Source organism: Cyclobacterium sediminis (assembly GCF_054781075.1).
Genome location: NZ_BAAGVC010000022.1, coordinates 68649 through 94533, shown reverse-complemented (window position 1 = coordinate 94533; position 25885 = coordinate 68649). Strand labels below are relative to the sequence as shown.

At 39.7% G+C, this 25885-nt stretch carries 20 protein-coding genes and 1 other RNA gene; 13 read left to right on the top strand and 8 right to left on the bottom strand.

Annotated elements, in window-relative coordinates; genetic code table 11:
• Window positions 1-117 precede the first annotated feature (117 nt).
• The 3 genes from ACYVHJ_RS18400 to ACYVHJ_RS18390 all read left to right on the top strand — a co-directional run bounded on the left by ACYVHJ_RS18400 (window position 118) and on the right by ACYVHJ_RS18390 (window position 6141).
• On the top strand, window positions 118-3447 hold the full coding sequence (locus ACYVHJ_RS18400) for a VCBS repeat-containing protein (RefSeq protein WP_460517756.1): 3330 nt from the start codon (window positions 118-120) through the stop codon (window positions 3445-3447).
• An 8-nt stretch (window positions 3448-3455) separates the two neighbouring features.
• Window positions 3456-4751, top strand: coding sequence for a vanadium-dependent haloperoxidase (locus tag ACYVHJ_RS18395; RefSeq protein WP_460517753.1), 1296 nt, complete (start codon window positions 3456-3458; stop codon window positions 4749-4751).
• A 34-nt stretch (window positions 4752-4785) separates the two neighbouring features.
• Window positions 4786-6141 (top strand): vanadium-dependent haloperoxidase, encoded by a 1356-nt coding sequence (locus ACYVHJ_RS18390; RefSeq protein ID WP_339901112.1) that lies wholly within the window; start codon window positions 4786-4788, stop codon window positions 6139-6141.
• A 221-nt stretch (window positions 6142-6362) separates the two neighbouring features.
• On the opposite strand, the gene nadD is transcribed toward ACYVHJ_RS18390, so the two are convergent.
• From nadD to ACYVHJ_RS18370, 4 genes are read right to left on the bottom strand one after another with little or no spacing between them, the layout of a single operon-like run.
• On the bottom strand, window positions 6363-6929 hold the full coding sequence (nadD, locus tag ACYVHJ_RS18385) for a nicotinate (nicotinamide) nucleotide adenylyltransferase (protein WP_339901110.1): 567 nt from the start codon (window positions 6927-6929) through the stop codon (window positions 6363-6365).
• Between the two features lie 5 nt (window positions 6930-6934).
• A complete protein-coding gene (gene gmk / locus ACYVHJ_RS18380; RefSeq protein WP_339901109.1) occupies window positions 6935-7507 on the bottom strand; it encodes a guanylate kinase in 573 nt (190 codons plus the stop codon).
• Window positions 7508-7512: 5 nt separating this feature from the next.
• Window positions 7513-7785, bottom strand: a complete 273-nt coding sequence (locus ACYVHJ_RS18375) for an anti-sigma factor (RefSeq protein ID WP_014020596.1) — start codon at window positions 7783-7785, stop codon at window positions 7513-7515.
• A gap of 23 nt (window positions 7786-7808) precedes the next feature.
• Window positions 7809-8399, bottom strand: coding sequence for a sigma-70 family RNA polymerase sigma factor (locus tag ACYVHJ_RS18370; RefSeq protein WP_339901773.1), 591 nt, complete (start codon window positions 8397-8399; stop codon window positions 7809-7811).
• A 114-nt stretch (window positions 8400-8513) separates the two neighbouring features.
• On the opposite strand from ACYVHJ_RS18370, the gene ACYVHJ_RS18365 reads away from it, so the two are divergent.
• The 4 genes from ACYVHJ_RS18365 (at window position 8514) to murA (ending at window position 13919) form a co-directional block, all read left to right on the top strand.
• Entirely contained in the window at window positions 8514-9359 is an 846-nt protein-coding gene (locus ACYVHJ_RS18365) for a lysophospholipid acyltransferase family protein (protein ID WP_339901772.1), read from the top strand.
• Between the two features lie 233 nt (window positions 9360-9592).
• Window positions 9593-11839 (top strand): ATP-dependent helicase, encoded by a 2247-nt coding sequence (locus ACYVHJ_RS18360; RefSeq protein ID WP_460517746.1) that lies wholly within the window; start codon window positions 9593-9595, stop codon window positions 11837-11839.
• 95 nt (window positions 11840-11934) lie between these two features.
• The gene (locus ACYVHJ_RS18355) at window positions 11935-12612 is read left to right on the top strand and encodes a DUF4290 domain-containing protein (protein WP_339901770.1); all 678 of its coding nucleotides are present in this window, start codon (window positions 11935-11937) and stop codon (window positions 12610-12612) included.
• Window positions 12612-13919 (top strand): UDP-N-acetylglucosamine 1-carboxyvinyltransferase, encoded by a 1308-nt coding sequence (gene murA, locus ACYVHJ_RS18350; RefSeq protein ID WP_460517742.1) that lies wholly within the window; start codon window positions 12612-12614, stop codon window positions 13917-13919. The genes ACYVHJ_RS18355 and murA overlap by 1 nt, the downstream gene beginning before the upstream one ends.
• 178 nt (window positions 13920-14097) lie before the next feature.
• On the opposite strand, the gene ACYVHJ_RS18345 is transcribed toward murA, so the two are convergent.
• Window positions 14098-14667 carry a DUF3109 family protein gene (locus ACYVHJ_RS18345; protein ID WP_460517739.1) on the bottom strand — a complete coding sequence of 190 codons (570 nt, stop codon included), beginning with the start codon at window positions 14665-14667 and terminating at the stop codon, window positions 14098-14100.
• 378 nt (window positions 14668-15045) lie between these two features.
• Between ACYVHJ_RS18345 and rnpB the strand changes: the two genes are divergently transcribed.
• Window positions 15046-15446, top strand: an RNA gene (gene rnpB / locus ACYVHJ_RS18340) — RNase P RNA component class A.
• A gap of 30 nt (window positions 15447-15476) precedes the next feature.
• Window positions 15477-16634: a sigma-54-dependent transcriptional regulator gene (locus tag ACYVHJ_RS18335; RefSeq protein ID WP_460517736.1), complete on the top strand. Its 1158-nt coding sequence runs from the start codon at window positions 15477-15479 to the stop codon at window positions 16632-16634.
• Between the two features lie 184 nt (window positions 16635-16818).
• On the opposite strand, the gene ACYVHJ_RS18330 is transcribed toward ACYVHJ_RS18335, so the two are convergent.
• On the bottom strand, window positions 16819-17814 hold the full coding sequence (locus ACYVHJ_RS18330) for an acyl transferase (RefSeq protein WP_460517733.1): 996 nt from the start codon (window positions 17812-17814) through the stop codon (window positions 16819-16821).
• Between the two features lie 77 nt (window positions 17815-17891).
• Here ACYVHJ_RS18330 and ACYVHJ_RS18325 point away from each other — a divergent pair, with 77 nt between their 5' ends.
• Window positions 17892-18563 (top strand): hypothetical protein, encoded by a 672-nt coding sequence (locus ACYVHJ_RS18325; protein WP_460517730.1) that lies wholly within the window; start codon window positions 17892-17894, stop codon window positions 18561-18563.
• A gap of 118 nt (window positions 18564-18681) precedes the next feature.
• Here the strand turns inward: ACYVHJ_RS18325 and ACYVHJ_RS18320 are convergent, their stop codons facing one another.
• Window positions 18682-21102: an alpha-ketoacid dehydrogenase subunit alpha/beta gene (locus ACYVHJ_RS18320; protein ID WP_460517727.1), complete on the bottom strand. Its 2421-nt coding sequence runs from the start codon at window positions 21100-21102 to the stop codon at window positions 18682-18684.
• Between the two features lie 348 nt (window positions 21103-21450).
• On the opposite strand from ACYVHJ_RS18320, the gene ald reads away from it, so the two are divergent.
• From ald to ACYVHJ_RS18305, 3 genes are all read left to right on the top strand, one after another.
• Window positions 21451-22572, top strand: coding sequence for an alanine dehydrogenase (gene ald, locus ACYVHJ_RS18315; protein WP_339905444.1), 1122 nt, complete (start codon window positions 21451-21453; stop codon window positions 22570-22572).
• A gap of 116 nt (window positions 22573-22688) precedes the next feature.
• Window positions 22689-24026 (top strand): oxygen-independent coproporphyrinogen III oxidase, encoded by a 1338-nt coding sequence (hemN, locus tag ACYVHJ_RS18310; RefSeq protein ID WP_460517722.1) that lies wholly within the window; start codon window positions 22689-22691, stop codon window positions 24024-24026.
• A 30-nt stretch (window positions 24027-24056) separates the two neighbouring features.
• On the top strand, window positions 24057-24872 hold the full coding sequence (locus ACYVHJ_RS18305) for a Cof-type HAD-IIB family hydrolase (RefSeq protein WP_339905733.1): 816 nt from the start codon (window positions 24057-24059) through the stop codon (window positions 24870-24872).
• Here the strand turns inward: ACYVHJ_RS18305 and ACYVHJ_RS18300 are convergent.
• Window positions 24869-25552, bottom strand: coding sequence for a DUF2461 domain-containing protein (locus tag ACYVHJ_RS18300; RefSeq protein WP_460517718.1), 684 nt, complete (start codon window positions 25550-25552; stop codon window positions 24869-24871). The two genes, ACYVHJ_RS18305 and ACYVHJ_RS18300, sit on opposite strands and share 4 nt — an antisense overlap.
• Window positions 25553-25885 lie beyond the last annotated feature (333 nt).

The following is a 25885-nucleotide window of genomic DNA, read 5'->3' as shown; positions in this document are numbered from 1 at the left end:
TAATAAAAGAAAAGGTAAGCATTCCAATGAGTATCAGCTCAATTCAAGATAAGCCCTAGGAATACAAGGAGAAACTGTTAAAACTCACTATATTTACACTTTCATATTTTCCTCTCTATGTCCAATAATTTACTCAATAAAATCCAGTTCGTTCTCTCCCTATTGGTCTTGTTTGGTTGCCAGAAAGAGTCGGTCAAAAGGGACGAATTAAAGCAATTTACCCTTCTTACACCCGAAGAAACAGGGATTATGTTTGAAAATACCCTTACAGAGGGATTGAACACAAACATACTGATGTATGAATATTTTTACAATGGTGGCGGAGTAGCCATTGGTGACCTCAATGGTGATGGCCTAGATGATCTGTATTTTACCGGAAACATGGTTGAAAACCGGCTGTATCTCAACAAAGGTGATTTTAAATTTGAAGACATCACCCAGCAAGCGGGTGTAGCAACCAGAGCGGCGCCTTGGAAAACGGGTACTGCCATGGCTGATGTCAATGGGGACGGACTGTTGGATATTTATGTTTGCTTCTCGGGAAGTCTTCCCCCGGATAAAAGGAAAAATCAACTCTTCATCAACCAAGGTAACAGTGAGAAAAATATCCCTCAATTTAAAGAAATGGCTGCGGAATATGGGATTGACAGTGAGACAACCAGCACCCAAGCAAGTTTTTTTGATTTTGACAATGATGGTGACCTGGACCTCTTTCTACTCAACCATAATCCAAAATCCATTCCGGTACTGGATGAATCCAGTACACTAGCCCTATTAAATGAAACAGACCCCGCAGGTCCACAGCTTTATAGAAATGATGGGGAAACTTTTACCGAAATCACCCAAGAGGCCGGAATTTTGAAAGTTGCCTTATCCTATGGTTTGGGTGCAGGCATTGCAGACATTAACAATGACGGCTCGCAAGACATCTACATAAGCAATGACTACACTGCGCCTGATTACCTTTACTTGAACAATGGGGATGGGACTTTTACAAATCGCATCAACGAAATGTTGGATCATACCTCCCATTTCTCCATGGGAAATGATATTGCAGACGTCAACAATGATGGCCTGATGGACATTTTTACCTTAGACATGCTGCCGGAAGACAATAAAAGGCAAAAATTACTAATGGCTCCCGATAATTATGAAAAGTTTGAGTTTGGGCTAAAAATGGGATTCCACCATCAATACATGCGGAACATGCTTCACCTCAACCATGGCAATGGAAGCTTTAGTGAAACAGGTCAAATGTCCGGGGTTTCCAATACAGATTGGAGCTGGGCAGCTTTATTAGCCGATTTTGACAATGATGGGTTAAAAGATCTGTTTATTACCAACGGGTATGCCAGGGACTATACCAATCAGGATTTTCTAAAATACATGGCTGATTATCTTAAAAACAATAAGAACGGCCTCAGAAGAGATAATATTTTGGATTTGGTTCACCAAATGCCCTCTTCAGACCTGAACAATTACATCTACAAAAACACCAATGGTTGGATTTTTGAAGAAAAAATAAAAGACTGGGGTTTGGAGCAAAAGGTCAACTCAAACGGTGCGGCCTATGCAGATTTAGACAATGATGGGGATTTAGATTTGGTTACCAATAATGTAAACCATGTCGCTTCTATATACAGAAACAATACTGACAGTCTTTCACCAAACAATAATTTCTTAAAAATTCAGCTGCAAGGAAGTGGCCTAAACCATTTTGGTATAGGTGCCAAAATAAAAAGCTATGCAGGTGGGGAATTACAGCAAATCGAGCAAATGCCTATCAGAGGTTATCAGTCCAGTGTGTCTCCTGTATTACATTTGGGGTTGGGCAAGCATACCACCATTGATTCATTGGAAGTGTTATGGTCGGGTGGTAAAGTAGAGCGCCGATACAAGATCAAAAGCAATCAAACCATTGTATTTTCTCAAGCTGAAGCAGTGGACGCCGTCCGTAACCAAGAGGTAACAAAACCTTTATTAAGCGAAATCCCATCCCCTATTGCCTATAAGCCTTTTAAAAAATCGATCAATGACTTCAAAAGGCAGCCACTTTTGGTCAATCCACTGTCCTTTTCCGGGCCTGTTCTAACTAAAGCGGATGTCAATGGAGATGGACTGGAAGATATATTTATAGGTGGAGAAGCAGGGCAAGCTGCGGCATTATGGCTTCAAAACAAAGCTGGTGCTTTTTCTAAAAAGAATACTCCTGCCTTTGAAGTGGATAAAGACTACCAGGACACCAATGCATCTTGGGCTGACTTTAATGGAGACGGCTCATTGGATCTCTATGTGGCTAGCGGGGGCTATGGTGAATTCATGCCCAAAGATAAAAGATTACAAGACAGGGTTTACTTCAATGATGGCAAGGGAAATTTAACCCGATCCATCCATTCCATACCTGAAATGCTTATCAGTACGGGGGCCATAGCCGTACATGATGTCAATAAGGATGGTTTCCCCGATATTTTTATTGGAGCTCGCGTAATACCCGGAAGATATCCCGAAACACCCGGTAGCCTGCTCCTTATCAATGATGGCAAGGGTGGATTTCTGGATAAAACCGCAGAATGGTTCCCTGAGCTTTCTAATTTAGGTCTAATTACCGATGCCCAATGGGCAGACCTTGACTTGGATGGTATAGCCGAATTGATCGTCATTGGAGAATGGCTACCCATTAGTGTTTATAAAATTGAGGGGCAAAAATTACAAAATGTGAGTCAAGCGTTTTTCGCTGAAGAATTAAGTGGCTGGTGGAATTCTCTTCATATTTCCGATTTAAATGCTGATGGAAGACCGGACTTGGTTGTTGGCAATCTAGGGTTAAATAGCCAGGTTAAAGTAAGCCCTGAACAACCTGCAGAGATGCACTACAAAGACTTTGACAACAATGGGGCGGTGGATCCAATTTTAAGTTTTTACATTCAAGGCAAAAGTTACCCTTACCTTACTCGTGACGAACTATTGCATCAAATGGCAGGTATGCGTACAAGATTTACTGACTATGAAACTTTTGCCGAAGCAGGTCTGGAGAATATTTTTTCTAAAGAGGATATCGCAAGTGCCGCTCATCTCAAGGCCAACCACTTGGAGACAAGCCTATTTATCAATGGAAAAGAAGGTATGAAATACGTCCCTTTACCTCTTGAAACTCAAATTTCGCCTGTTTTCGCCATTAAAAGTTTAGATATTAATCAAGATGATTACCAAGATTTAATATTGACGGGGAACATTCACCAAGCCAGACTTCGTTTTGGTAAATATGATGCCAATCACGGTCTTGTATTATTGGGTGACGGGCAGGGAAATTTTAATTATTTGCCTCAAATAAAATCCGGTCTAAATGTAAAAGGAGATGTAAGAAGTATTTTGCAAATTGAGGACCAACTTTTATTTGGCATCAATCAAGGTACTTTGAAAACATACAAGTTGCCAAAAAGTGAATAATTAATAAAATGACAATTTTAAAAGAAAATAGCCNCCCCCCAGTGGAAAAGCGTCCGATTCCGGCTGCCAGCATTGGTCTAGCAACTGAAAAAATGACAGAGCTGATGGTTCACGACATTACCAACCCACCTTTAGCTGCCAGATTTTATGCCTATGCATGCCTTTCGGCTTATGAAACCATTGCCATTTCCAATGAGGAATATCCGTCTTTTACCGGCTTCTTAAACAAGTTCCCCTCTATTACAGAACCAAGCTTAGAGAGTCCGTCACCTGAAATAAGTGCTCTTTTTGCCATGCTACATACTGCCGCTGCCATGCAGCCATCCGGTGCAGAATTAGATGCATACAGATTAAGCTTGGCCGATTCATGTAAATCTTGGGGATATACTGAACAGGAAATTTCGGAAGCGAGCCGGTATGCAAAGGAGATAAGCGAACAGATCTTAAATTACGCCCAAAATGACCAATACAGGGAGATTAGCAACTATCCAAGGTATCAGCCCTCTGAAGGTGCCGGAAAATGGTACCCTACTCCACCCGGTTATTTTGCACCGGTAGAACCTTATTTTAATACCGTTCGCCCTTTTACTTTGAAGGCTGCTGATCAATTCAAACCACTTCCTCCGATAGCTTTTTCTACCGACCCCGAATCGGAGTTTTATGCTTTAATGGAAGAAGTTTACAGCCTTGAAATGAATAAAGAACAACGTGAAATTGCGGCATTTTGGGACTGCAATCCATTTGCTTTAGAAGAGACCGGCCATCTGATGGTAGGAATCAAGCAAATTTCTCCGGGCGGCCATTGGATGGGAATCACCGCAATTGCTTGTGAGCAATCCAATTTAAGTTTCGAAGAAACCATAAAAATTAATAGCTTGGTAAGTATTGGGCTTATGGATGGATTTATTAGTTGCTGGGATGAAAAATTCAGGAGTGACAGAATTCGTCCAGAAACGGCCATTCGCAAAATAATTGATCCCACCTACAAGCCCATGTTACAAACGCCTCCTTTTCCGGAATACCTTAGTGGGCACTCCACCATTTCCACCACTGCAGCTGTAATGCTTACCCATTTTTTTGGAGATGATTATAAATATACAGATACCGTAGAAGAACAATATGGGCTGGGTAGTAGGGCATATAGTTCGTTTATGCACGCTTCCGAAGAAGCTAGCATCTCAAGATTATATGGAGGTATTCATTATATGGACGCCATTACCAGAGGGCAAGACCAAGGCAAAAAAGTGGGAAACTGGATACTCGAATCTTATCAAAAACACCTTAATCAAACCAAACTTCACTAATAACTACTATTCATCACCTTTATCTTTTCAAATCATGTTATCAAATCAATTAAAGCTTCTTTTCACGCCCTATTTCCTAGGTTTGGGACTGCTTCTCTTCTTAGGCTCTTGTGGTAAAAATGATCAATACAAGCAACTTTTAACAGACAATTATTACCTGATAGAAGCCAATGAGAGCTTAACAGAAACACTTGTACATGACATTTTTTCTCCTCCTGTAGCAAGTAGGATTTATGCTTACCCTTCCATTGCAGCCTACGAAATAGTCGCCCTGACCGCTCCGGATAAATATGTCTCATTGATGGGACAATTGAACAAATCCCAAGCGCTTTCGGTAGATCCCTCTTCCTATGCACAGGCTAATTTTCAATTGGCCAGCCTTGCTGCGTATTATAAAGTAGCTCTTCAACTGATATTTACCGAGCAATTTCTAACTGAAAACAGAGATAATTTATTTGAAGCTATAAAAAGTGCCGGTATGCCGGACGAAGAATTTGATGCCTCAATCGCCTTAGGAGAAGCTGTGGCTGAGGAGATCCTTGCCTATGCTTCAGAGGACAATTACCATCAGAGCAGATCTTTTGGCAAATACACCCCAACGGAAGACTTCGGTTCTTGGACGCCCACTCCACCTGCTTATATAGAGGCCATTGAACCTCATTGGAATAAGATCAGACCATTCTTTTTAGATTCTGCCAGTCAATTTGCTCCTGAGCCTCCCCCTGCATTTGATACCATTCCTGAAAGCACTTTCTACCAAGATGCAAAGGCTGTGATGGATGCAGGAAATAACATTGAGGATGAACAAGAAGAAATTGCCTTTTTCTGGGATTGTAACCCTTATAAAATGAATGTAAAAGGCCATGTCATGTTTGCTGAAAAAAAAATAACCCCCGGAGGTCACTGGATGGGTATTGCAGGCATTGCAGCAAAAACCAAAAAACTTGATTGGAAAGCCACTGCAGAAACAATGGCCACTACCGCTATTTATTTATTTGATGGTTTCATTTCCTGTTGGGATGAGAAATACCGAAGTGTATTGATTAGGCCCGAAACATACATCAATATATACATGGACAAAAACTGGTTGCCCTTGTTACAAACACCTCCTTTTCCCGAGTATACCAGTGGTCACAGTGTAGTCTCTACAGCTGCAGCAGAAGCATTGACAAAGCTATTGGGGGAACCTTTTCATTTTGTAGATTCAACTGAAGTACAATTTGGTTTAGGGGTTAGGGAATTTGATTCTTTCCGTATGGCATCTACTGAGGCTGCCATTAGTCGCTTTTTTGGAGGCATTCATTACCTCCCTGCCATTGATAACGGCGTAGAACAAGGAAAAGGAATCGCAAACCTTATCAATCAGAAAATAAAAACAAGGATAGATTAAATCCTGAAAAAAGATACAATGGTAAATTTCTGTTGCAGGCCTAACCTGTAACAGAAATTTACCTTTTCTTCACATAAGAGGCACTAGCTATCAGTAAACTTTTACTTGAAGGTAAATCAAAATACCAGCGCAACTTTGTAACCGTTAAAGGTGTAAATTTGAGCGAGGAATAGAGCGTTTAAATGGCTGAAAAATATGGCAAAAGCCTTAAACCTAAACTTCTAAATAAAGAATTTTTTGTCCCGAATATAATCCATCACATGGGGATGCAATAAGTACCTTACCGAGCCTCCTTTATGAATCATTTTGCGAATAAAAGTCGCCGAAATATCAAGAAGCGGGGCATCTACAAAGTAAATATTTTCGTGGGTTACCTTTTTATTTTTCCCCGGACGAGGATACACAAATAACTTGTATTGTTTTAATAATTCCTCACTATTTTTCCATTTATGAAAATGATTGAGGTTATCACTTCCTAGGATCAAGGAAAACTCGTGGGTCGGATATTGCTCAGTAAGGTAGGTAAGGGTATCTATGGTGTAACTGGGCCTTGGCATATGAAACTCAACATCCTTTACTTTAAACCTAAAATGGTCTGCTGTGGCCAATTCCACCATTTTGAGTCTATCAAACTCATGCAACAAGGACTTACTTGACTTCATTGGGTTTTGTGGAGAAACAATAAACCAGACCTCGTCCAACTCCGTCTGATCTTGCATGGTATCGGCAATAATCAAGTGCCCCACATGAATAGGGTTGAATGATCCAAAATAAAGCCCTACTTTCAAATCAATTATTTTTTAATAAAATCAGCAACCAATTTCTCTGCTTCCTTGAAGGAGCGATCCAAGTCTTCATTGACAAGGACGACGTCAAACTTTTTCTCAAACCCCAACTCAAACTTAGCCTTGTAGATTCTCCTGGACAGGCTCTCTTCAGATTCTGTTCCTCTGTCTCGGAGCCTTTGGGCTAAATCTTCCATTGAGGGTACTTTAACAAAAATGGAAAGGGCCTTGTCACCAAAATATTCTTTTAGGTTTATCCCCCCTTTTACATCTACGTCAAATATTACATGTCTACCTTGGTCCCAAATTCTTTTGATCTCTTCCTTGAGGGTGCCGTAAAAGTTGCCGGCATAAACTTCTTCCCATTCAATAAAAGCATCTTGATTTATTTTTTCGCGAAACTCCTCTGGAGTCAAAAAATAATAATCTTTCCCATTTTCTTCTTCTCTGCCCCTCTTGTCTCTGGTACAAGCAGATATTGAAAAGCCCAATAAAGGCTCATGTGCTAATAGGTGTTTGACAATAGTGGTTTTACCAGATCCGGAAGGAGCTGAAAAAATAATTACTTTTCCTTGAGACATAATCCTTACTTTAAATCTTGGATTTTTTGCCTAATGGTAGCAGCTAATTCGGAGGGCACCATGTGTTTGGTGCATTTATTTTGCAAAATCTCTTTGATCACTTTTTCCAAATGATAATGCTCAAAACATGGCTGACATTTAGCGATTTTCTCATTTAGGATTTCTTTTGAATCAGCCGTGCCTTCCCCATCCAAAATGCTTTCCAAAAGTTCAAAGCACTTGTTTTCATCACTACAGTTTTCCTTTCTTTTGTTGGATGTATTTTGATTCTTGTCCATTTTAAGTGTTTTCGATGCTATTTTTATTCTTCTTCAGTATCATACCCCATGTTTCCAGCATAGGAACGAAGTTTATCCTTTAAAAGGTTCCTTGCGCGATGAAGTCTTGACCTGACCGTGCCTATAGGGATATCCAAAATCTTTGCCATTTCCTCATAAGTAAAACCTTCCAAGTCACAAAGAATAATCACGGTCCTGAAGTCGACAGCAAGGCTATTCAATGCATTTGAAATCTCATCACCTAGCATATCTTTAACCGCATCCACCCTCAAATCAGAGGTCATATTATAATCAACATTCTCTGAGTTATAATAAGTTTCAACCTCTTGATAATCTACCTTTGCGGGTTGCTTGCTTTTCTTGCGGTATTCATTGATAAAACTGTTTTTTAATATCCTGAATAACCAAGCTTTGGCATTGGTGCCTTTCTCAAAAGAGTTGATAAATCGGTAAGCCTTGAGATAAGTATCCTGCACCAAGTCTTTGGCATCATCCTCATCGAAAGTCAACCTGTACGCGAAATTGTACATGGAATCTATATGAGGCATGAATTCATGATCAAAAATGTTGTTTTTATCTTTATCTGAATATTTTTTTCTTTGAGCTTCGGACATAGACCATAAAATTACTAATTGGGTTTATTTATAACTAATTTTCCTCAAGAAAGTCACTAATATTTCATTATTTTGACCCGGGATGATTTCTCATTAAACCTCGCAAAAAGTAATATGCTCTTATTTCGGCTGTTTTCCAAACTACCACTGATAGTCCTGTTTATTTTTTCGGACCTCTTTTACCTTTTAGCCTATTATGTAATTGGGTATAGAAAAAAAGTAGTCCTGAACAATATCAAAAATGGTTTCCCCGAAAAAAGTGATGCGGAAGTAAAAGCTATAGCTAGGAAATTTTATAGAAACTTTACTGACTCCATGGCAGAAACGATCAAACTGCTGACCATGGGTAAAAAAGAACTCCATCGAAGGTTTGTTACCAAAAATTCAAACTTGGTGACTGACAATGTAGACAATGGAGAAATTGTGATAGGGATGTGTGGGCATTTTTTTAACTGGGAAGGACACCTTTTAACGGCTTCTTCCAATATGGGTGAAAAGTGCGAAACAGTTTACACAAAGTTGAGTGCTCCATTTTTTGAAAAACTAATGAAGTCCATGCGCTGCCGTTTTGGAGCAATTCTTACTGAAAGAAAATCCTTTCAACGTACTTTTTTGAGAAATCGAAATAAGCCTAGGCTCATCGTTTTGGCTGCCGATCAGCGCCCCAATTTATCTGACATCAGGTATTGGACTCCATTTATGAATCGGGAAACTGCTTTTTTTGAAGGAGGAGAAAAACTGGCCAAAAAATTCAACACTAAAGTTATTTATGCACATACAAGCAAACCCAAAAGAGGACATTATATTTTTGAATATCAGGTTTTAAGCCAACCTCCTTACCTGGATCATGAGCAGCATTCCATTACTGATAAATTTATCAACCTATTAGAAAAAAATATACGAGATGAACCCTCTCTTTATTTATGGTCACACAATAGGTGGAAGCAAAAAAAACCATAATTAATAACTACCTTGACCTATTACCTTTCAAACAACCTTATCTAAGGTAGTTTTTTTTAAGGTAGTAGTTGACTGTATAAAAGCATTCATAAAGAAAACAGAACCAATTAAACATCCTTTTCAGTTTTATAATCATTGACAATTAAATTGTATCTGAACGTAAGCTGAAAAAGAATTGATAACTTTGAACCGGCTACAATCACTTAGCTGGAAAAAAGTAAATTGAATAGAATATGGAATATTTAGCCACCCTTAATCCTCCTCAACTTGAAGCTGTAAAAAAAACTGAAGGCCCGGTAATGATTATTGCAGGCGCAGGTTCAGGAAAAACCAGAGTGCTAACTTACAGAATTGCCCATTTAATTCACGAAAAAAAGGTAGATGCTTTTCAGATCCTCTCCTTAACCTTTACCAATAAGGCTGCCAGTGAAATGAAGCAGCGTATTGAGAAGCTGATAGGCTTGGAGGCGAGAAACACCTGGATGGGAACATTTCACTCTGTCTTTGCTAAAATCCTACGTGTGGAAGCTCAAAAATTAGGTTATCCGAGCAATTTCACGATATATGACAGTGACGACAGCAAATCACTTATCAGATCCATTGTTAAAGAGATGAAATTGGACGATAAGGTTTACAAGGCCAATACGGTACTTTCCAGAATTTCCGGGGCTAAGAATAGGCTGATCGGCTGGCAGGCATACCTTAACGACCCTTATATTATCGCTGATGATGAAGCTGCCATGAAACCAAAAATGGGAGAAATCTATAAGGCCTACCAAAACAGGCTATTTAGGTCCTCAGCCATGGATTTTGACGACTTGCTTTTCAATACCAACATCTTGTTTCGGGACCATCCTGATGTATTGAACAAATACCAGCAAAGGTTTCGATATGTGATGGTGGATGAGTTTCAAGACACCAACCTTTCCCAATACCTGATCACTAAAAAACTTGCTGCCGTTCATCAGAACATATGCGTGGTGGGAGATGATGCGCAAAGTATTTATGCCTTTAGGGGGGCTGACATTCAGAACATTCTGAATTTTGAAAAAGATTATCCAGACCTTTTGGTCGTTAAGCTGGAGCAAAACTACAGGTCAACCAAGAACATTGTAGAAACCGCCAACTCTATCATTGCCAAAAACAAATCACAACTCAAAAAAAATGTTTGGACTCAAAATGATTCCGGAGATTTAATTGAATTGATGAAAGCCTCTTCAGACAATGAAGAAGGCAGAATGGTGGCAGCGACTATTTTTGAAGAAAAAAATAACAAGCAATTAAGCAATAGTGATTTTGCCATTTTGTACCGGACAAACTCCCAGTCCAGGTCTATGGAGGAAGCCCTGAGAAAGTCAGGAATCGCTTATAGAATTATTGGCGGACTTTCATTTTACCAGAGGAAAGAGATCAAAGACCTCATGGGCTACTTTAGGTTTGTGGTCAACCATGAAGATGAAGAAGCTTTTAAAAGAATCATTAATTACCCCAAAAGAGGTATAGGAAACACCAGTGTTGAAAAACTTATGGTGGGCGCCTATGAACATGATATTTCATTGTGGAAAGTGCTTAACAATAGCCAGAGTTTCTTATCGGGCAGAGGTGCAAATGCAGTCACAGATTTTTGCACCATGATCAAAAGCTTCAAAATGGAAGTGGAAAGAAAAGATGCATTTGAAGCGGCCACATCTATCGCCAAGCAATCGGGGCTTTTGCGAGATTTGTATGAAGACAAAACCATTGAAGGACTCAACAGGTATGAGAACGTTCAGGAATTGCTCAACGCCATCAAGGAGTATGTAGACAATCCGGAAAATGAAGACAAATCATTAGGTGCTTTTCTTCAGGAAATTGCCCTACTGACAGATGAAGACCAAAACAAAAACAATCAGGATACCGTTACCATGATGACCATTCACTCCTCCAAGGGTCTCGAATTTAAGTATGTGTTTGTGGTAGGAATGGAAGAAGATCTTTTTCCTTCCCAGATGATGATGCAAAGCAGAGAAGACCTGGAAGAAGAAAGGCGATTGTTTTATGTAGCTACAACCAGGGCCATGGAGAAGTTGTACTTCAGTTATGCCCTGACGAGGTACCGTTATGGAAGATTGCTTAATTGTGAGCCCAGTAGGTTTTTGGAAGAAATTGACCCAACATTTATCAAGGTCAATAAAAAACTAAGCAGTAAACTTTCCAGTAGTTTTAGGGAAAGTGAGGGAAAACAAGGCTTTGTTGGGCTTAAGAAAAAGCCGGCCATTAGAAATACAACGAGCAAATTACATGACCCCGGACCTAACTTTAAACCCTCCAACACCAATAATTTGAAAGAAGGAATGAAGGTGGAGCACCCTAAGTTTGGCTTTGGAAAAGTACATGGCATTGAAACCGAGGGTACCAATAGAAAAGCACATATTCATTTCGAGCATTTTGGAGATAAAACATTATTACTTAGCTTTGCAAAGCTTCGCATAGTAGAATAGCAAATGATCATAGATACCGGAAGCACCTGAGACTTAACTAATGCATTTTTTTTTAGTATATTGAGAAAAGTTCAGGAAACTTAAAAGCAGGTATCATGGTAAATAATGAAAAGCCTAAAAACAAAGTTATTTTGAAAGAATACGGAAAAAACATCCAGAAATTAGTGGATTATGTAAAAACTGTTCCCGATCAAGAGAAACGGACAGAATACGCATACGCATTGGTGGAGTTGATGAAACAACTCAATCCATTATTAAAAACCGAAAGTGATCAAAAGCTTTGGGACGATATGTACATTATGTCAGATTTCTCACTCGAAGTGGATTCTCCTTTCCCAATGCCGGAAAAAGAACTGCTGGGTAAAAAACCGCTTCCGATTGGTTATCCTAAAGGAGAAGTTCGATACAAGCACTATGGAAGAAATATTGAAAAGTTAATAGCAAAAGCTATTGAAATAGAAGATGATCAGGAGCAAGAAACCGCTTTGATTTATATCGGACAATTGATGCGAAGCTTTCACTCTACCTGGAATCGTGAAAACTTTGATGATGCCATCATTATTGATGACATCAAATCCCTCTCCAAAGGTAAACTCCACATTGACCTCGAAAAAGTCAAAGAAAACGGACTTTTTGAAACCAGCATGCGTAGGGATTTCAAAAGCAATGTTCCAAATAATTCGGGAAACAACTCCAACAGTGGTGGAAGAAGGAATTATTCCGGAGGAAAAAGAAGAAATAACGGTTCTAATAGCAAAAAAAGAAGAAATTAATGGCATCATTTCGGGTAAATGGAGGGACGAAACTTAAAGGTGAAATCACTCCCCAAGGCGCTAAAAACGAAGCCTTGCAAATCCTCTGTGCCGTATTGCTTACATCTGAGGAGGTTATCATCAATAAAATCCCTAACATCAGGGATGTAAATAAACTAATTGAACTGCTCTCAGACATGGGAGTGGTCGTCAAAAAACAAGGACCGGAAAGCTACTCCTTTACAGCCAAAAACATCAAGCTTGATTACTTAGAAACAGAAACATATCTTGAAAAAGCCTCAAGCCTTAGAGGATCAGTTATGCTTCTTGGTCCCTTGCTTTCCAGATTCGGGAGCGGAAAAATTTCTAAACCGGGAGGGGACAAAATTGGCAGACGAAGAATGGACACTCATTTTACGGGTTTCCAAAAACTTGGGGCAAAATTCCATTATGATGCCAAAAAGGAACTATATAAGATAGATGGAAGCCAACTGAAAGGCACCTATATGTTACTTGATGAGGCTTCCGTAACCGGAACTGCCAATATCATCATGGCAGCAGCCATGGCTGAAGGAAAAACTACCATTTATAATGCAGCCTGTGAACCCTATATTCAGCAGCTATGCCTGATGATAAACAGCATGGGTGGTAAAATAACCGGGGTAGGCTCAAACCTTTTGGAAATCACAGGTGTAAAAAGCCTTCAAGGTACAGAACATACCCTATTGCCTGACATGATTGAGATTGGATCTTTTATAGGGCTGGCAGCCATGACCCAATCAGAGATTACAATCAAAGATGCCAAAGTAGACAAACTCGGGATAATACCCGACACCTTTAGGAGATTAGGCATTAAGCTTGAAATTAAAGGGGACGATATATACATCCCTGCAAGAAAGCATTTTGAAATCGAAACTTTTATAGATGGGTCTATTTTAACGGTTTCGGATGCCATATGGCCGGGTTTTACCCCGGATTTGCTGAGCATAGTCTTGGTGGTGGCAACACAAGCGAAAGGAACCGTACTGGTTCATCAGAAGATGTTTGAAAGCAGGTTGTTTTTTGTGGACAAGTTGATCGACATGGGGGCTCAAATCATCCTCTGTGATCCTCATAGGGCTACGGTTATCGGTTTGGACCGAAAGTATCCGCTGAAGGGTATTCGAATGACTTCTCCCGACATAAGGGCAGGGGTCTCTCTCTTGATAGCAGCCCTGTCTGCTGAGGGCGTATCCATTATTGACAATGTGGAACAAATCGATAGGGGTTATCAGTACATTGATCAACGGCTCAATGCATTGGGAGCAGACATTGTAAGATTTAATTAAGGCCGAAATAAAAATAGAAAAGCCCTTGTCAAATTCAACAGTATGAATTGGGCAAGGGCTTTTTAATTTATTAAATAATGCTTGCGATTATTAATGCCTAGGTAGTATAAAATGAATATTATGTCAGAAAAGCATAAAGCTATATACGATGGAATGTACACTTAAACACTGAACAATTTTACTCTTCCACACCTATTTCTTCAAGGAGGGCTGCATACCATTCTTCTCCATATTTCCTTACAAGAGCCCCTTTCAAAAATCTATATAATGGAACGCCTAAGGAATTACCCAATGAACAAGCAGGGTCACATATTTCCCAGCGGTCGTAGTTCAATGCTTCATACTCATCATATTTGGTGATTCGGATCGGATACAAATGACAGCTAATGGGTTTTTTAAAGGAAGTTTTCCCTTGATTATAAGCTTCTTCAATACCACATTTTAATATCCCTCTCTCATCGGTAATGGCAAAAGCACAAGCTCCATTTTCACCAATTGTGGTGGTTCCTTTTTCATTTTCCTGATCGATCACCCAGGTTCCTTTTTCGGAAATGGCTTCCCTACCCTCATCTGTAAGAAAAGGAGCGATGGAAGGGTAATCTTTTTCGAGGACTTCAATTTCATCGTCCAGCAGTGGTGCTCCGGCATCTCCTTCTACGCAACATGCTCCTTTGCATTTCCCCAAGTCACAAACAAAAAATTGCTCCTTAATATCATCGCTGATAACCGCATTCTCAACTAATATCATATGCTCCTATTTTTTTACAAAGGTATCGTTTTCTTAAATAGGTTAAAAATAAATTTTAACCTATGTTTTTTTGAAATTGAACCCTTTTCATTGGATTCATAATTCAGGTACATTGCCCCAATAAAAACCAAAGCAAAATAAAAATCAAGACGGTGCTAAAACAGCCCCCGCCCAATTTATAGGCGCCATATCCGGCAATTAATCCTTTAAATAAACTTCTCATAATCCTCGTAGTCAACTAAATAATTGTATCCCTATTAGAAATATAACCAATAAATTTGAATAGGGAAACAGAATCATTGGATATGATCCTTGTAAACAATCAATTAAAAACCAATATCATTGTGAATTATGGGTTTATTTGATTTATTTTTGTGGTGTGCAGGCTGGTTTGTCGCTGTTCTTAATGTTCACATTGAGAAGAGAGGAAAGTCCGGGCAACATAGAGTACCATACTTCCTAACGGGAAGGTGTTTAGGCAGGAATGCCAAAACAACAGAAAGTGCCACAGAAAAAAAACCGCCCTGGCAGTATTACCTAAAGGGGTAAGGGTGAAAAGGTAGGGTAAGAGCCTACCGGGTACCGGGTGACCGATATCGCAAGGCAAACCTTATGGGTTGAAAGACCAAATAGGCTCCGGTCATTGGGCTACTCGTCCAAATCTACTTAGATAACCGGAGTGGGTAGGTCGTTGGACCTTTTCTGTGAAGAAAAGGCTAGATAAATGGCAAACACTTTGAAAAGAGAAACAGAACCCGGCTTATAAGCCTGCACTTTTAATTTTACTAAAAAAACGGATAGCTGTAAACATGCCGAAAATCTTGATAATTGATGATGAAAAAGTCATCAGGTCCACACTGAAAGAAATTCTTGAGTACGAAAAGTACGAAATATATGAAGCCGAAGATGGCGTAAAAGGTCTCGAAATGCTAAATAACGAGGATTTTGATTTGGTTCTTTGCGATATCAAAATGCCCAAAATGGATGGCATGGAAGTCCTTTCCAAAGCAGCCGAGCTAAGCAAGCAACCTCAGTTTATCATGATTTCAGCCCATGGATCAATAGAAACTGCCGTGGAAGCTACCAAGAAAGGTGCTTTCGACTTTATCCCCAAACCTCCGGATTTAAACCGACTGTTGCTTACAGTGAGGAATGCTTTGGACAAAAAAGAATTGGTACAAGAAACCAAAGTGCTTAAGAAAAAGCTTTCTAAGAAGCTAGACATGGTGGGTGAATCCAAAGCTATTTCTATTGTAAAAGAAACCATAGAAAAGGTAGCTCCAACAGATGCCAGAGTTTTGATTACCGGACCCAATGGCACAGGTAAGGAATTGGTGTCCCACTGGATTCATCAAAAAAGCAACCGAGAAAAAGCACCCTTCATTGCTGTCAACTGTGCCGCAATACCTGCCGAATTAATTGAAAGTGAATTGTTTGGCCATGAGAAAGGTGCCTTTACCTCCGCCAATAAACAGCGCCAAGGGAAATTTGAACAAGCCAATGGAGGGACGCTCTTCCTGGATGAAATTGGTGACATGAGTCTTTCTGCCCAAGCAAAAGTACTCAGGGCTTTACAAGAACACAAAATCACTCGTGTAGGTGGTGACAAAGACATTAAAGTGAATGTCCGGGTATTGGCAGCTACCAATAAAAACCTAAAGCAAGAAATTTCTGATGGCAATTTCAGAGAAGACCTTTACCATAGAATTAGCGTCATACTCATCCAAGTCCCTCCACTGAAGGACAGAAGTGAAGACATACCAATGCTAGTAGACAAATTCTTGGGAGATATTGCCGCAGAATATGGTACCACTAAAAAAGAGATAGATAAAGAAGCCATTCAAAAGCTACAGGAATTCCCTTGGACAGGAAATATCCGGGAGCTTAGAAATGTAATTGAAAGATTGGTAATTCTCGGCGGCAAGAGTATCTCTGCAGATGATATTAAAAAGTATGCAGATTATTAAACAACCGCTTAGCTCTTAACCATTTGCTTCTACACTCCCTGTCTTTGCATATGCAGGACAGGGTTTGCTTGAGGCGCATGAAGACAATACCAAAATCGCACAAGCCACCAAAATTGTCATTAAAGTTTTCATAATTTTTAAGAGATTAAAGTCAAATATGTACAAATACTAAATAAATACAAAATTAATTGATCATTAAATTACAGCCTCTGGTTTCACTATTGTCCATCCTACCTAAAACTGTGAAGCTGCCATCTTTGTTTTTGACACCCAGGTCTTCGGTTTCAATAAAGGAACAAGAGTGGAAATTGGCCAAATCTATAACATTAATGGCTCCTGAAGTTCCTGAGGTATATGCAAAAGGATCGTAAACATCCCGTATCAAAACCCTCATAAATGGAGAACACCAAAATTTACCTTCCCCGGGAGAATAAGCCTGAGACATAAGCTCCGTCATTCCATATTCCGAATGGATATGCTTTACATTTAATGTCCTTTTAAGAACCTCGTGCACTTCCTCTCTAATCATTTCCTTTCTCCTGCCTTTCATCCCTCCAGTCTCCATAACGATCAAGTTGCCAAAATCTGCATGATCATTTATCTTTTCGGCCAAATCCAAGAGAGCAAAAGTCACACCAAGTAACAAGGTTTGTCTTCCATCTTTTTTTAACTCATCCATTTTGTTCAACAAAGCCTCATGTTCGTACAAGTAAAAACCTGAATGAATGGATTTGCTTTTTTGAATAAAATGCGCTGCCATATCCACCAAGGAACTGCCCTCTCTCTCCAAATAAGAAGGGAGCAAAGCCAAAACATGAAAGTTTTCTAATGAACCATAGGCTGATTCAAAATTATTAACACAGTGTTCCAAATAAAAGTCTTTAGAATATATATAATGGCGACTGTTTTCCTGACCCGACGTACCGCTACTCGAATAACATCCGTTAAATAACCCTTCAGGTCCTGAAATCACTTTAGCTGTCTTGAACATTCCTATTGGGAGAAAGGGGATAGCATTGACTTCCGTAATTTCTTGAGGCCTAACCCCCCTAGCTTCCAGGTACCTTTGGTAAACTTTATTATGGGTCGACTGAAACAAAAATGAATCCATCGCCAGGGCCTCAAAATCATCAATTTTCCCTGTTTTAATTTTTTCACTAAAACTTTTAAAAGAATTCATCGTTATTTTATGGTAAAACCCAAATTTTGATCATTTTTACATTCAAAGAGGCGGAAGTGTAAAATTACGGATTACCTATGAAGTTAAAAAATCACACCATCATTACCCTACTCCTACTTTCAGTTTGGGTTGGATGCATTTCCCCACCGGAAGATTTTCCTACGGTGCCACAGATTGATTTTAATAATCTGGAATTTATCCAAACCTCAGGGTCCGATTCTTTGATTATTACACTGGATTTCCGAGATGCGGAAGGGGATTTGGGGCTCAATGCCACAGATATTTTCCCTCCTTTTAACGAACTCAACTACATTACAGATGATGCCGGGCAATTCATTACTTATAGTGAACGCCCGGAAGATGCACCGGATTTCAACAATAGAGATTGGGTAATTTTCCCTTTAATTAACAACCAAGAAATCAAAGACACCTTATGGGTCGCTGAAAACGAGGACTATTACAATATATTAGTTAAATTTTTTATAAAAAGAGGAGGCAATTATACTGAATTCAATTGGTCAGACCCTCCTTATTTTACCACTTTCAACGGGCGCTTTCCTCGCTTGCTTGAAGAAGAACAACAACGTGCCATTGAAGGAGAAATTAGGTATTCTATGTTGTCTTTAGGTTGGAATAGTGTTTTTAGAAACGACACTTTAAAACTGGAAATAAAAGTAAAAGACAGGGCATTGAATGAAAGTAACGTGGTTTCCACCCCTGACTTTACCCTTTCACAGATAGAACGCTAATTACCATTTCACTCTTATTGTAGTGGATTTTCTGGAAGGACTGAGTTAATAATGCAAGGCCATCTCCACAGAAAAACCTGAACTCACTTAGTGTTAATTTATAATTATAAAAGATTGATCAATAGATCTCCGGGAATTTTTTGGGGTCTGATTCACTCATGACAGAATAAACCTTTTCGACTACATCATCAACGCTTGGTTTAGAAAAATAATCCCCATCAGATGAATAGGCAGGTCGATGCTCTTTTGCTGAGATGGTGATGGGTTGAGAATCGAGATAATAATACGCATTTTGTTTTTCCAAAACCTGCTGCATCATGTATGCAGAAGCTCCTCCGGGAACATCTTCATCTGCGAAAACAACCCGATTGGTTTTCTTAATAGAATTTAAAACCACCTCATCCAAATCAAATGGCACCAAGGTTTGAGCATCAATCACTTCCACCTGTATCCCTATCTTGAAAAGTTGCTTTGCCGCATCCATCACAATCCTACACATGGACCCATAGGTTACCACAGTAATATCCTTCCCTTCTTGTAAAATTTCCGCCTTACCCAAGGCCACTTTAAATGTCCCGATATTGGAAGGCATCTTTTCTTTTAACCGGTATCCATTCAGGGATTCGATGACTATTGCAGGTTGATCTGCCTCTAGCAAGGTATTGTACATTCCCGCTGCTTGCGTCATATTTCTTGGTACACACAACAATATACCTCTAAGGCTTCCTAAAATCATACTTATGGGAGACCCGGAATGCCATACCCCTTCAAGTCTGTGTCCTCTGGTCCGTATTATTAGCGGAGCTTTTTGCCCTCCTTTGGTTCTGTAGTGTAAACAAGCCAAATCATCAGAAAGGGTCATTAGGGCATAAACAAGATAATCCAAGTACTGAATTTCCGTGATTGGTCTTAATCCCCTCAAGGCGGCACCAATCCCCTGACCTATAATGCTTACTTCCCGAATACCTGTATCGGTCACCCGTAGCGATCCATGTTTGGCCTGCAAACCGGCAAAGGCCTGGTTCACATCTCCAATCTTTCCAACATCTTCTCCGATAACAAAAACCCTGGGGTCTCTGCTGAGTATGGCATCAAAGCATGCTTTCAATACCTCGCGCCCATCCAAAAGTTCGGGTTTATTCGGATAACTTAGCTCCTCAGTAGTAACAGCCTCTACTCTGAAAGCTGACTCACTATACTGATGACTAGAGTACCTGTCTTCATTTAGTTCCTGCTGTTTTTTATACCAGGCCTGAAGCCTTACTTTAACCTCCAAAGGTTCATCCCTCACCAATAACAAGGCTTTTCGAACTGTACTTATCACATCCATTCTCACTGGATTTAAAGTACGTTTAAGGTCCCCAGTCATTTGGATAAGTTGGCTACTTTCCTTTATTTTTTTCGCCAAATCGGTTAGCAAGCCAACAGCTTCTTCTAATTCCGTTCGAATGCTTGCAGTAAAGGCCTTCCATGCTTTATCTTTACTCTCTTTGACCAGTTGCTTGGCCTCATTTTCTATTTGATCCAGCTCCTCTACAGAAGCAATCTTATTTTCTAATATATATTCTTTGAACTTTACAACGCAGTCATGTCCTGCTTCCCAAGCGAGCCTCTCTTTGCTTTTGTACCGCTCATGCGAACCAGAGGTAGAGTGCCCTTGAGGCTGGGTCATTTCTTTAACATGTACCAGTACGGGAATATGCTCTTCTCGCGCCAATTTATTGGCCTTACCATAAGCATTTACCAACCCTACATAATCCCAGCCATTCACGACCAAAATCTCGTAGCCTTTTTCTTTGTTATCTCTTTTAAATCCTTCTAATGCAGCGGAAATGCTCGCCTTTGTTACCTGCAAATCATTTGTTACAGAAATACCATAATCATCATCCCATACAGAAATTACCATGGGGACTTGTAATACCCCCCCTGCATTAAAGGTTTCAAAAAACATTCCTTCAGCAGTAGATGCATTCCCTATAGTGCCCCATGCCACTTCGTTTCCCTTATCAGAAAAAGTACTCATGCCATGAAGGGCTGGGTTTTCCCTATAAAGTTTGGAAGCATAGGCAAGCCCCAACAATTTAGGCATTTGGGCCGCTGTTGGGGATATATCGGCTGTGGAATTTTTCATTTTCATCAGGTTCTTCCACGACCCATCTTCATTCAATGACCTTGTAGCAAAATGGGCGTTCATTAAACGGCCTCCACTCGCAGGTTCAGCATGAATGTCCGTATGCGCATATAGTTGAGCAAAATACTCCTGTATACTCAATTCTTCCATGGCAAATAACAGGGTTTGGTCTCTATAATAACCTGACCTAAAATCTCCCATCTTAAAAAACTTAGCCATAGCTACCTGTGCCAATTCTTTGCCGTCCCCATAGACGCCAAATTTGGCCTTTCCCATAAACACCTCTTTTCTTACTGTCAAGGAAGCATGCCTACTGATCATGACCATGCTGTAGTCATTCAAGACGCTTTGCACATCCAAAGTAGATGCATTTTCTTTTGTAAGAGAAGGTAGATATACAGTGTTCATTAATTACGCCATTTTCTTCATATGAAAATCCAAGGATTTCAAAAATACACATTTTTTGGTGTTATCCCAATTTATAAGAGGAGCCAAAATCAATTAAAAACAATATTATTCTGAATAATATAATCTTTAATGCATGAAAACGAATTTTATTTTGATATAGTAATGAAAATATCTTCATTTAATAGCTTGTCGACTAAATTTTAATTACCTAATACCCAAACAAAGACTATAAAGCATTCAATTATCAAAATAGGATGAAAACAATATTTAATTTATTTCTTCAATCATTTCCCTTGCAAGCAATCCCTGATTATATTTGATTAGTTCGTTCACTTTAAAGCTACTATTATGCGCATCGCTGTTCCTAAAGAGATAAAAAACAATGAAAACAGAGTGGCACTAACCCCTGCAGGTGCTCAAGAATTTACTAAAAATGGGCATCAAGTATTTATTCAGGAATCAGCAGGGCTTGGAAGTGGGTTTCCGGATCAGGCCTACCAAAATGCCGGTGCAAAAATTATTCCTACCATTGAAGAAACTTATAGCAAAGGGGAAATGATCATGAAAGTCAAAGAACCCATTGAACCTGAATACTCCCTTATCAAGGAAAACCAGTTGCTCTTCACCTACTTCCATTTTGCTTCAAATAAACCCCTCACCGAAGCAATGATCAAAAGTAAAGCCATCTGTTTGGCTTACGAAACCGTAGAAAAGGAAGACAAAACACTTCCCTTACTTATTCCAATGTCAGAAGTCGCAGGAAGGATGTCCGTCCAAAAAGGTGCCAATTATTTGGAAAAACCGCTAGGAGGTAGGGGAATACTATTGGGAGGTGTTCCCGGAACTTTACCTGCCAAAGTATTGATATTAGGAGGGGGAATTGTGGGCACTCAAGCCGCTTGGATGGCTTCGGGGCTTGGAGCAGATGTTGTCATTTTAGACGTATCCCTACCAAGAATGCGTTACCTTTCCACAGTAATGCCTAAAAATGTAAAGACAATGATGTCCAATGAATTTAACATTAGACATTTGATCAAAAATGCAGACCTCATTATTGGTGCAGTATTGATCCCCGGAGCAAAAGCACCACACCTGATCACAAGAGACATGCTTAAGGAAATGCTTCCCGGAACGGTTCTCGTAGACGTGGCTGTGGACCAAGGCGGTTGTATTGAAACCTGCAAACCCACTACCCATGAAGAACCCACCTATACCATCGATGGGGTGCTGCATTATTGCGTGGCCAATATGCCGGGAGCTGTCCCCTACACCTCCACCCTGGCACTGACCAATGCCACTTTACCTTATGCCATGGAATTGGCACAAAAAGGTTGGCAAGAAGCCTGTGATAAATACCCTGAACTCCACCATGGTTTCAATATTATAAAAGGAGATATTGTCTATGAAGCCGTTGCAGAAACTTTTAACCTTCCTTATGTTCCGGTAAGCTACTACCTAAATCACCATTAGCAGAAACAACGGTTTTAAAAAAAACATGACTTTAATCAGTATCCTTGCTTTTTGTCATCATTTTATCTTGGCCGAAGTATGAGGAATTTTGTGCCATCAATCAACTTTATGTGGCAATGACAAATCCCTCTCTTATTCAAAAGTACAATGTCCCTGCTCCAAGGTACACTTCCTACCCAACCGTTCCACATTGGGAAAACGATGTTCACTCCTCAAACTGGGCAGCATTATTTACCAAGGCTTATAAGAATTTCGGACCTGATGAAGGCATAAGCCTATATATCCACCTGCCCTATTGTGAAAGCCTATGTACCTATTGTGGCTGCAATAAAAGAATTACAAAAAACCATAATGTAGAACTCCCTTATATAACCGCAGTAATGAAAGAGTGGGACATGTATGTTGACCTACTAGATGAAAAGCCAAAGCTCGCCGGCATTCACTTGGGAGGTGGGACTCCTACATTCTTTTCTCCTTCTTCTCTATGGATTTTAATCGACCATATTACCAAAAATTCCAGCCAAATGGGTAATTATGAATTCAGCTTTGAAGGACATCCCAACAATACAAGTAAGGAACATTTAGAGACCTTGGCAGGCCTTGGTTTCGACAGGGTAAGTTTTGGTATTCAGGACTTCGATTGTAAAGTTCAAAGAGCCATTCATAGATTTCAACCCTATGAAAAGGTAAAACAAGTAACCGAAGCAAGCAGGAAATCCGGTTATAAATCCATTAATTTTGACCTTATTTATGGTCTCCCTCATCAAACTTTGGAAACATTAAAAGACACTTTCGAAAAAACGAAAGCACTCATGCCGGATCGAATTGCTTTTTATAGTTACGCACATTTACCAACAGTTTTTCCAGCCCAAAAATCATTTGAAGAGCACCTCCCAAACGAAGAAGAAAAAAGAAAGTTATATGAGCAAGGTAAAATTTGGCTCAAAGATATGGGCTATGAAGAAATCGGCATGGACCATTTTGCTTTAATAGGAGATCCACTTCTTGAAGCCAAATCAAACCGGACATTGCACAGAAATTTTATGGGCTATACCACTTCACCATCAAAGATTCTATTAGGTTTGGGCTGTAGCGCCATCTCTGACATCAATTATGCCTATGGACAGAATGAAAAAAAGATAGAAGCTTACACCAAAACAATATGGGAAAATGAATTCCCTATCATAAAAGGCCATATTCAGAAAGAAAGCGATCTGCGTTCTAAATCCTTTATAATGAGCTTGATTTGCAACCATACGGCACCTTGGAAGCAAGGGAGCGAGATCCCTGATCACTTACTAACCTTTCTTAATGAAGGTTTGATCTCTTTTGACAAAGGAAAAATTAACATCACCGAAGAAGGAAAACCATTTGTAAGGAACATCTGCATGGCATTGGATCCTTACAGTCAAAATACAGAAAAATCCAGCCCTGTTTTTAGTAAAGCCATTTGATTGTTTATCTTCGCATCAAAAATTCAATCAATGAAAATAAGCGCTATTTGCACCGACATAGACGGCACACTTTTGGATAAACGCCGACAACTTTCAGAGAGAACCTTAACAGCCTTTGCAGCTTTACCTGCAGATTTCCCTGTAATCTTGGCCTCCTCTAGAATGCCCGGTGCAATGACTCATTTGCTGGAAGAATTTAAAAGGACGGACAACCCTTTGATTTGCTATAATGGAGGCTATGTCATCCGCTCCCCGCACAAGGGTTCAGAAATGGTGGATTCTACCTATATCAAGCCGGCCACATGCCGCAAAATAATTGAAGTGGCAGCGAAGACTGAGGTGCATATAAGCCTATATTCCGCAGACGATTGGTATGCACCAACCATGGATAAATGGACTGAAAAGGAAGAGATGGTTACCAAAGTAAAAGCCAAATTAGGTAAACAACATGGAGTAATAGAAAATTGGGAAAGCGCTAAAATGGGGGCACATAAGGTAATGTGCATGGGACAGGTTGATGAAATTCAATGGCTATACGATCAATTGTTCAATAGCCATGATTCCTCTTTACACCTTTACAGGTCCAAAGACACTTATATTGAGATTGCACCCAAGGCTATCTCCAAGGCATCAGGCCTGCGACGAATCTTGGCTGATTACAATATCCCTATGAGTGAAGTCCTGGCCTTTGGCGACAATTACAATGACATCCCTTTATTGGATGAAGCAGGTTATGGGGTGGCTGTTGCCAATGCTCGTGAGGAAGTAAAAGCAGTAGCAAATGAAGTTACCAGCTCAAATATCACGGATGGTGTAGCCAAAAGCATTGAGAAGCTTCTTCTTTAAAGCAATAAATCTTCCTCATCTGTGGTATAAATTGCTCGTGCAAGAAAAGTCTGAAAAGGCCTCATCTTTTCATAGGCCTCTAAGGCCAACCCCACATAGGCACCTGAGTGAATATCCTTATCTGAAACAGGCCGGGAAAGAACAAAACTTTTGTACCTCAAATATTCAATATAAGGATGATCTTTTTCAAAACCTTTGGGAGAGGTTTTGAGCTTTTCCCCTTGCATTGCTCCAAATGTACCTTTTATCTCAGGGGCTGATAGTATTTGATTTAGCTCTTGACCTGAATAGTCAATTTCTTGTCTGATTTTCTTAAGTACGGGAGCCTGCGGCATCCAAACCCCTCCTCCAACCATAGAAGCTCCGGGCTGTACGTGCAGATAATATCCGGGACCTTCCGCTTTTTTTCCTCCAATCGAAAAATAAGCAGCCATATTGGTTTTGTAAGGCGCTTTATTAGCGCTAAACCTTATGTCTCTGTTTTGTCTAAACATACAATCTTTTGGCCGCAACTCTGAAAACCCGGGCTCAATCTTACTTAAAGCAGCCAAAATTTCAGCAACTATTTCAAGAAAAGATGTCCTCTCCTGCTCATACCATTTTCGATTTTCGTCCATCCACTCTTTGCTATTGTTGGCAGACAGCTCCGTAAGAAAAGTCAGAAGTTCTTTATTTGACATGAGATTAAAGGTAAGTGAATAGATGATTTCGTTTTGGTAAATTGCCTATACTTTAGTCAAAATCAAAAGTCCGCAGATAATATATTGTTAATTTTCAAAATTTAAGCATTAAAGAAAACCGTTCCATATTAAACTATAATTATAAAATTATAATCAAATGTAACCCCGGTTTTTAGCTTGCAAAGGAATTAATAGCTAATTTTAAAATGCCTTTTTAGTCCTTCACCCCTTACTAAATACACCGGTTTAAGGTAGGGATAAATCTCTCCTTACCGGAATCATTAAAGAGATCAACCAAGAAAAGGGTTAAACATCGGGAATACAAAAATTATT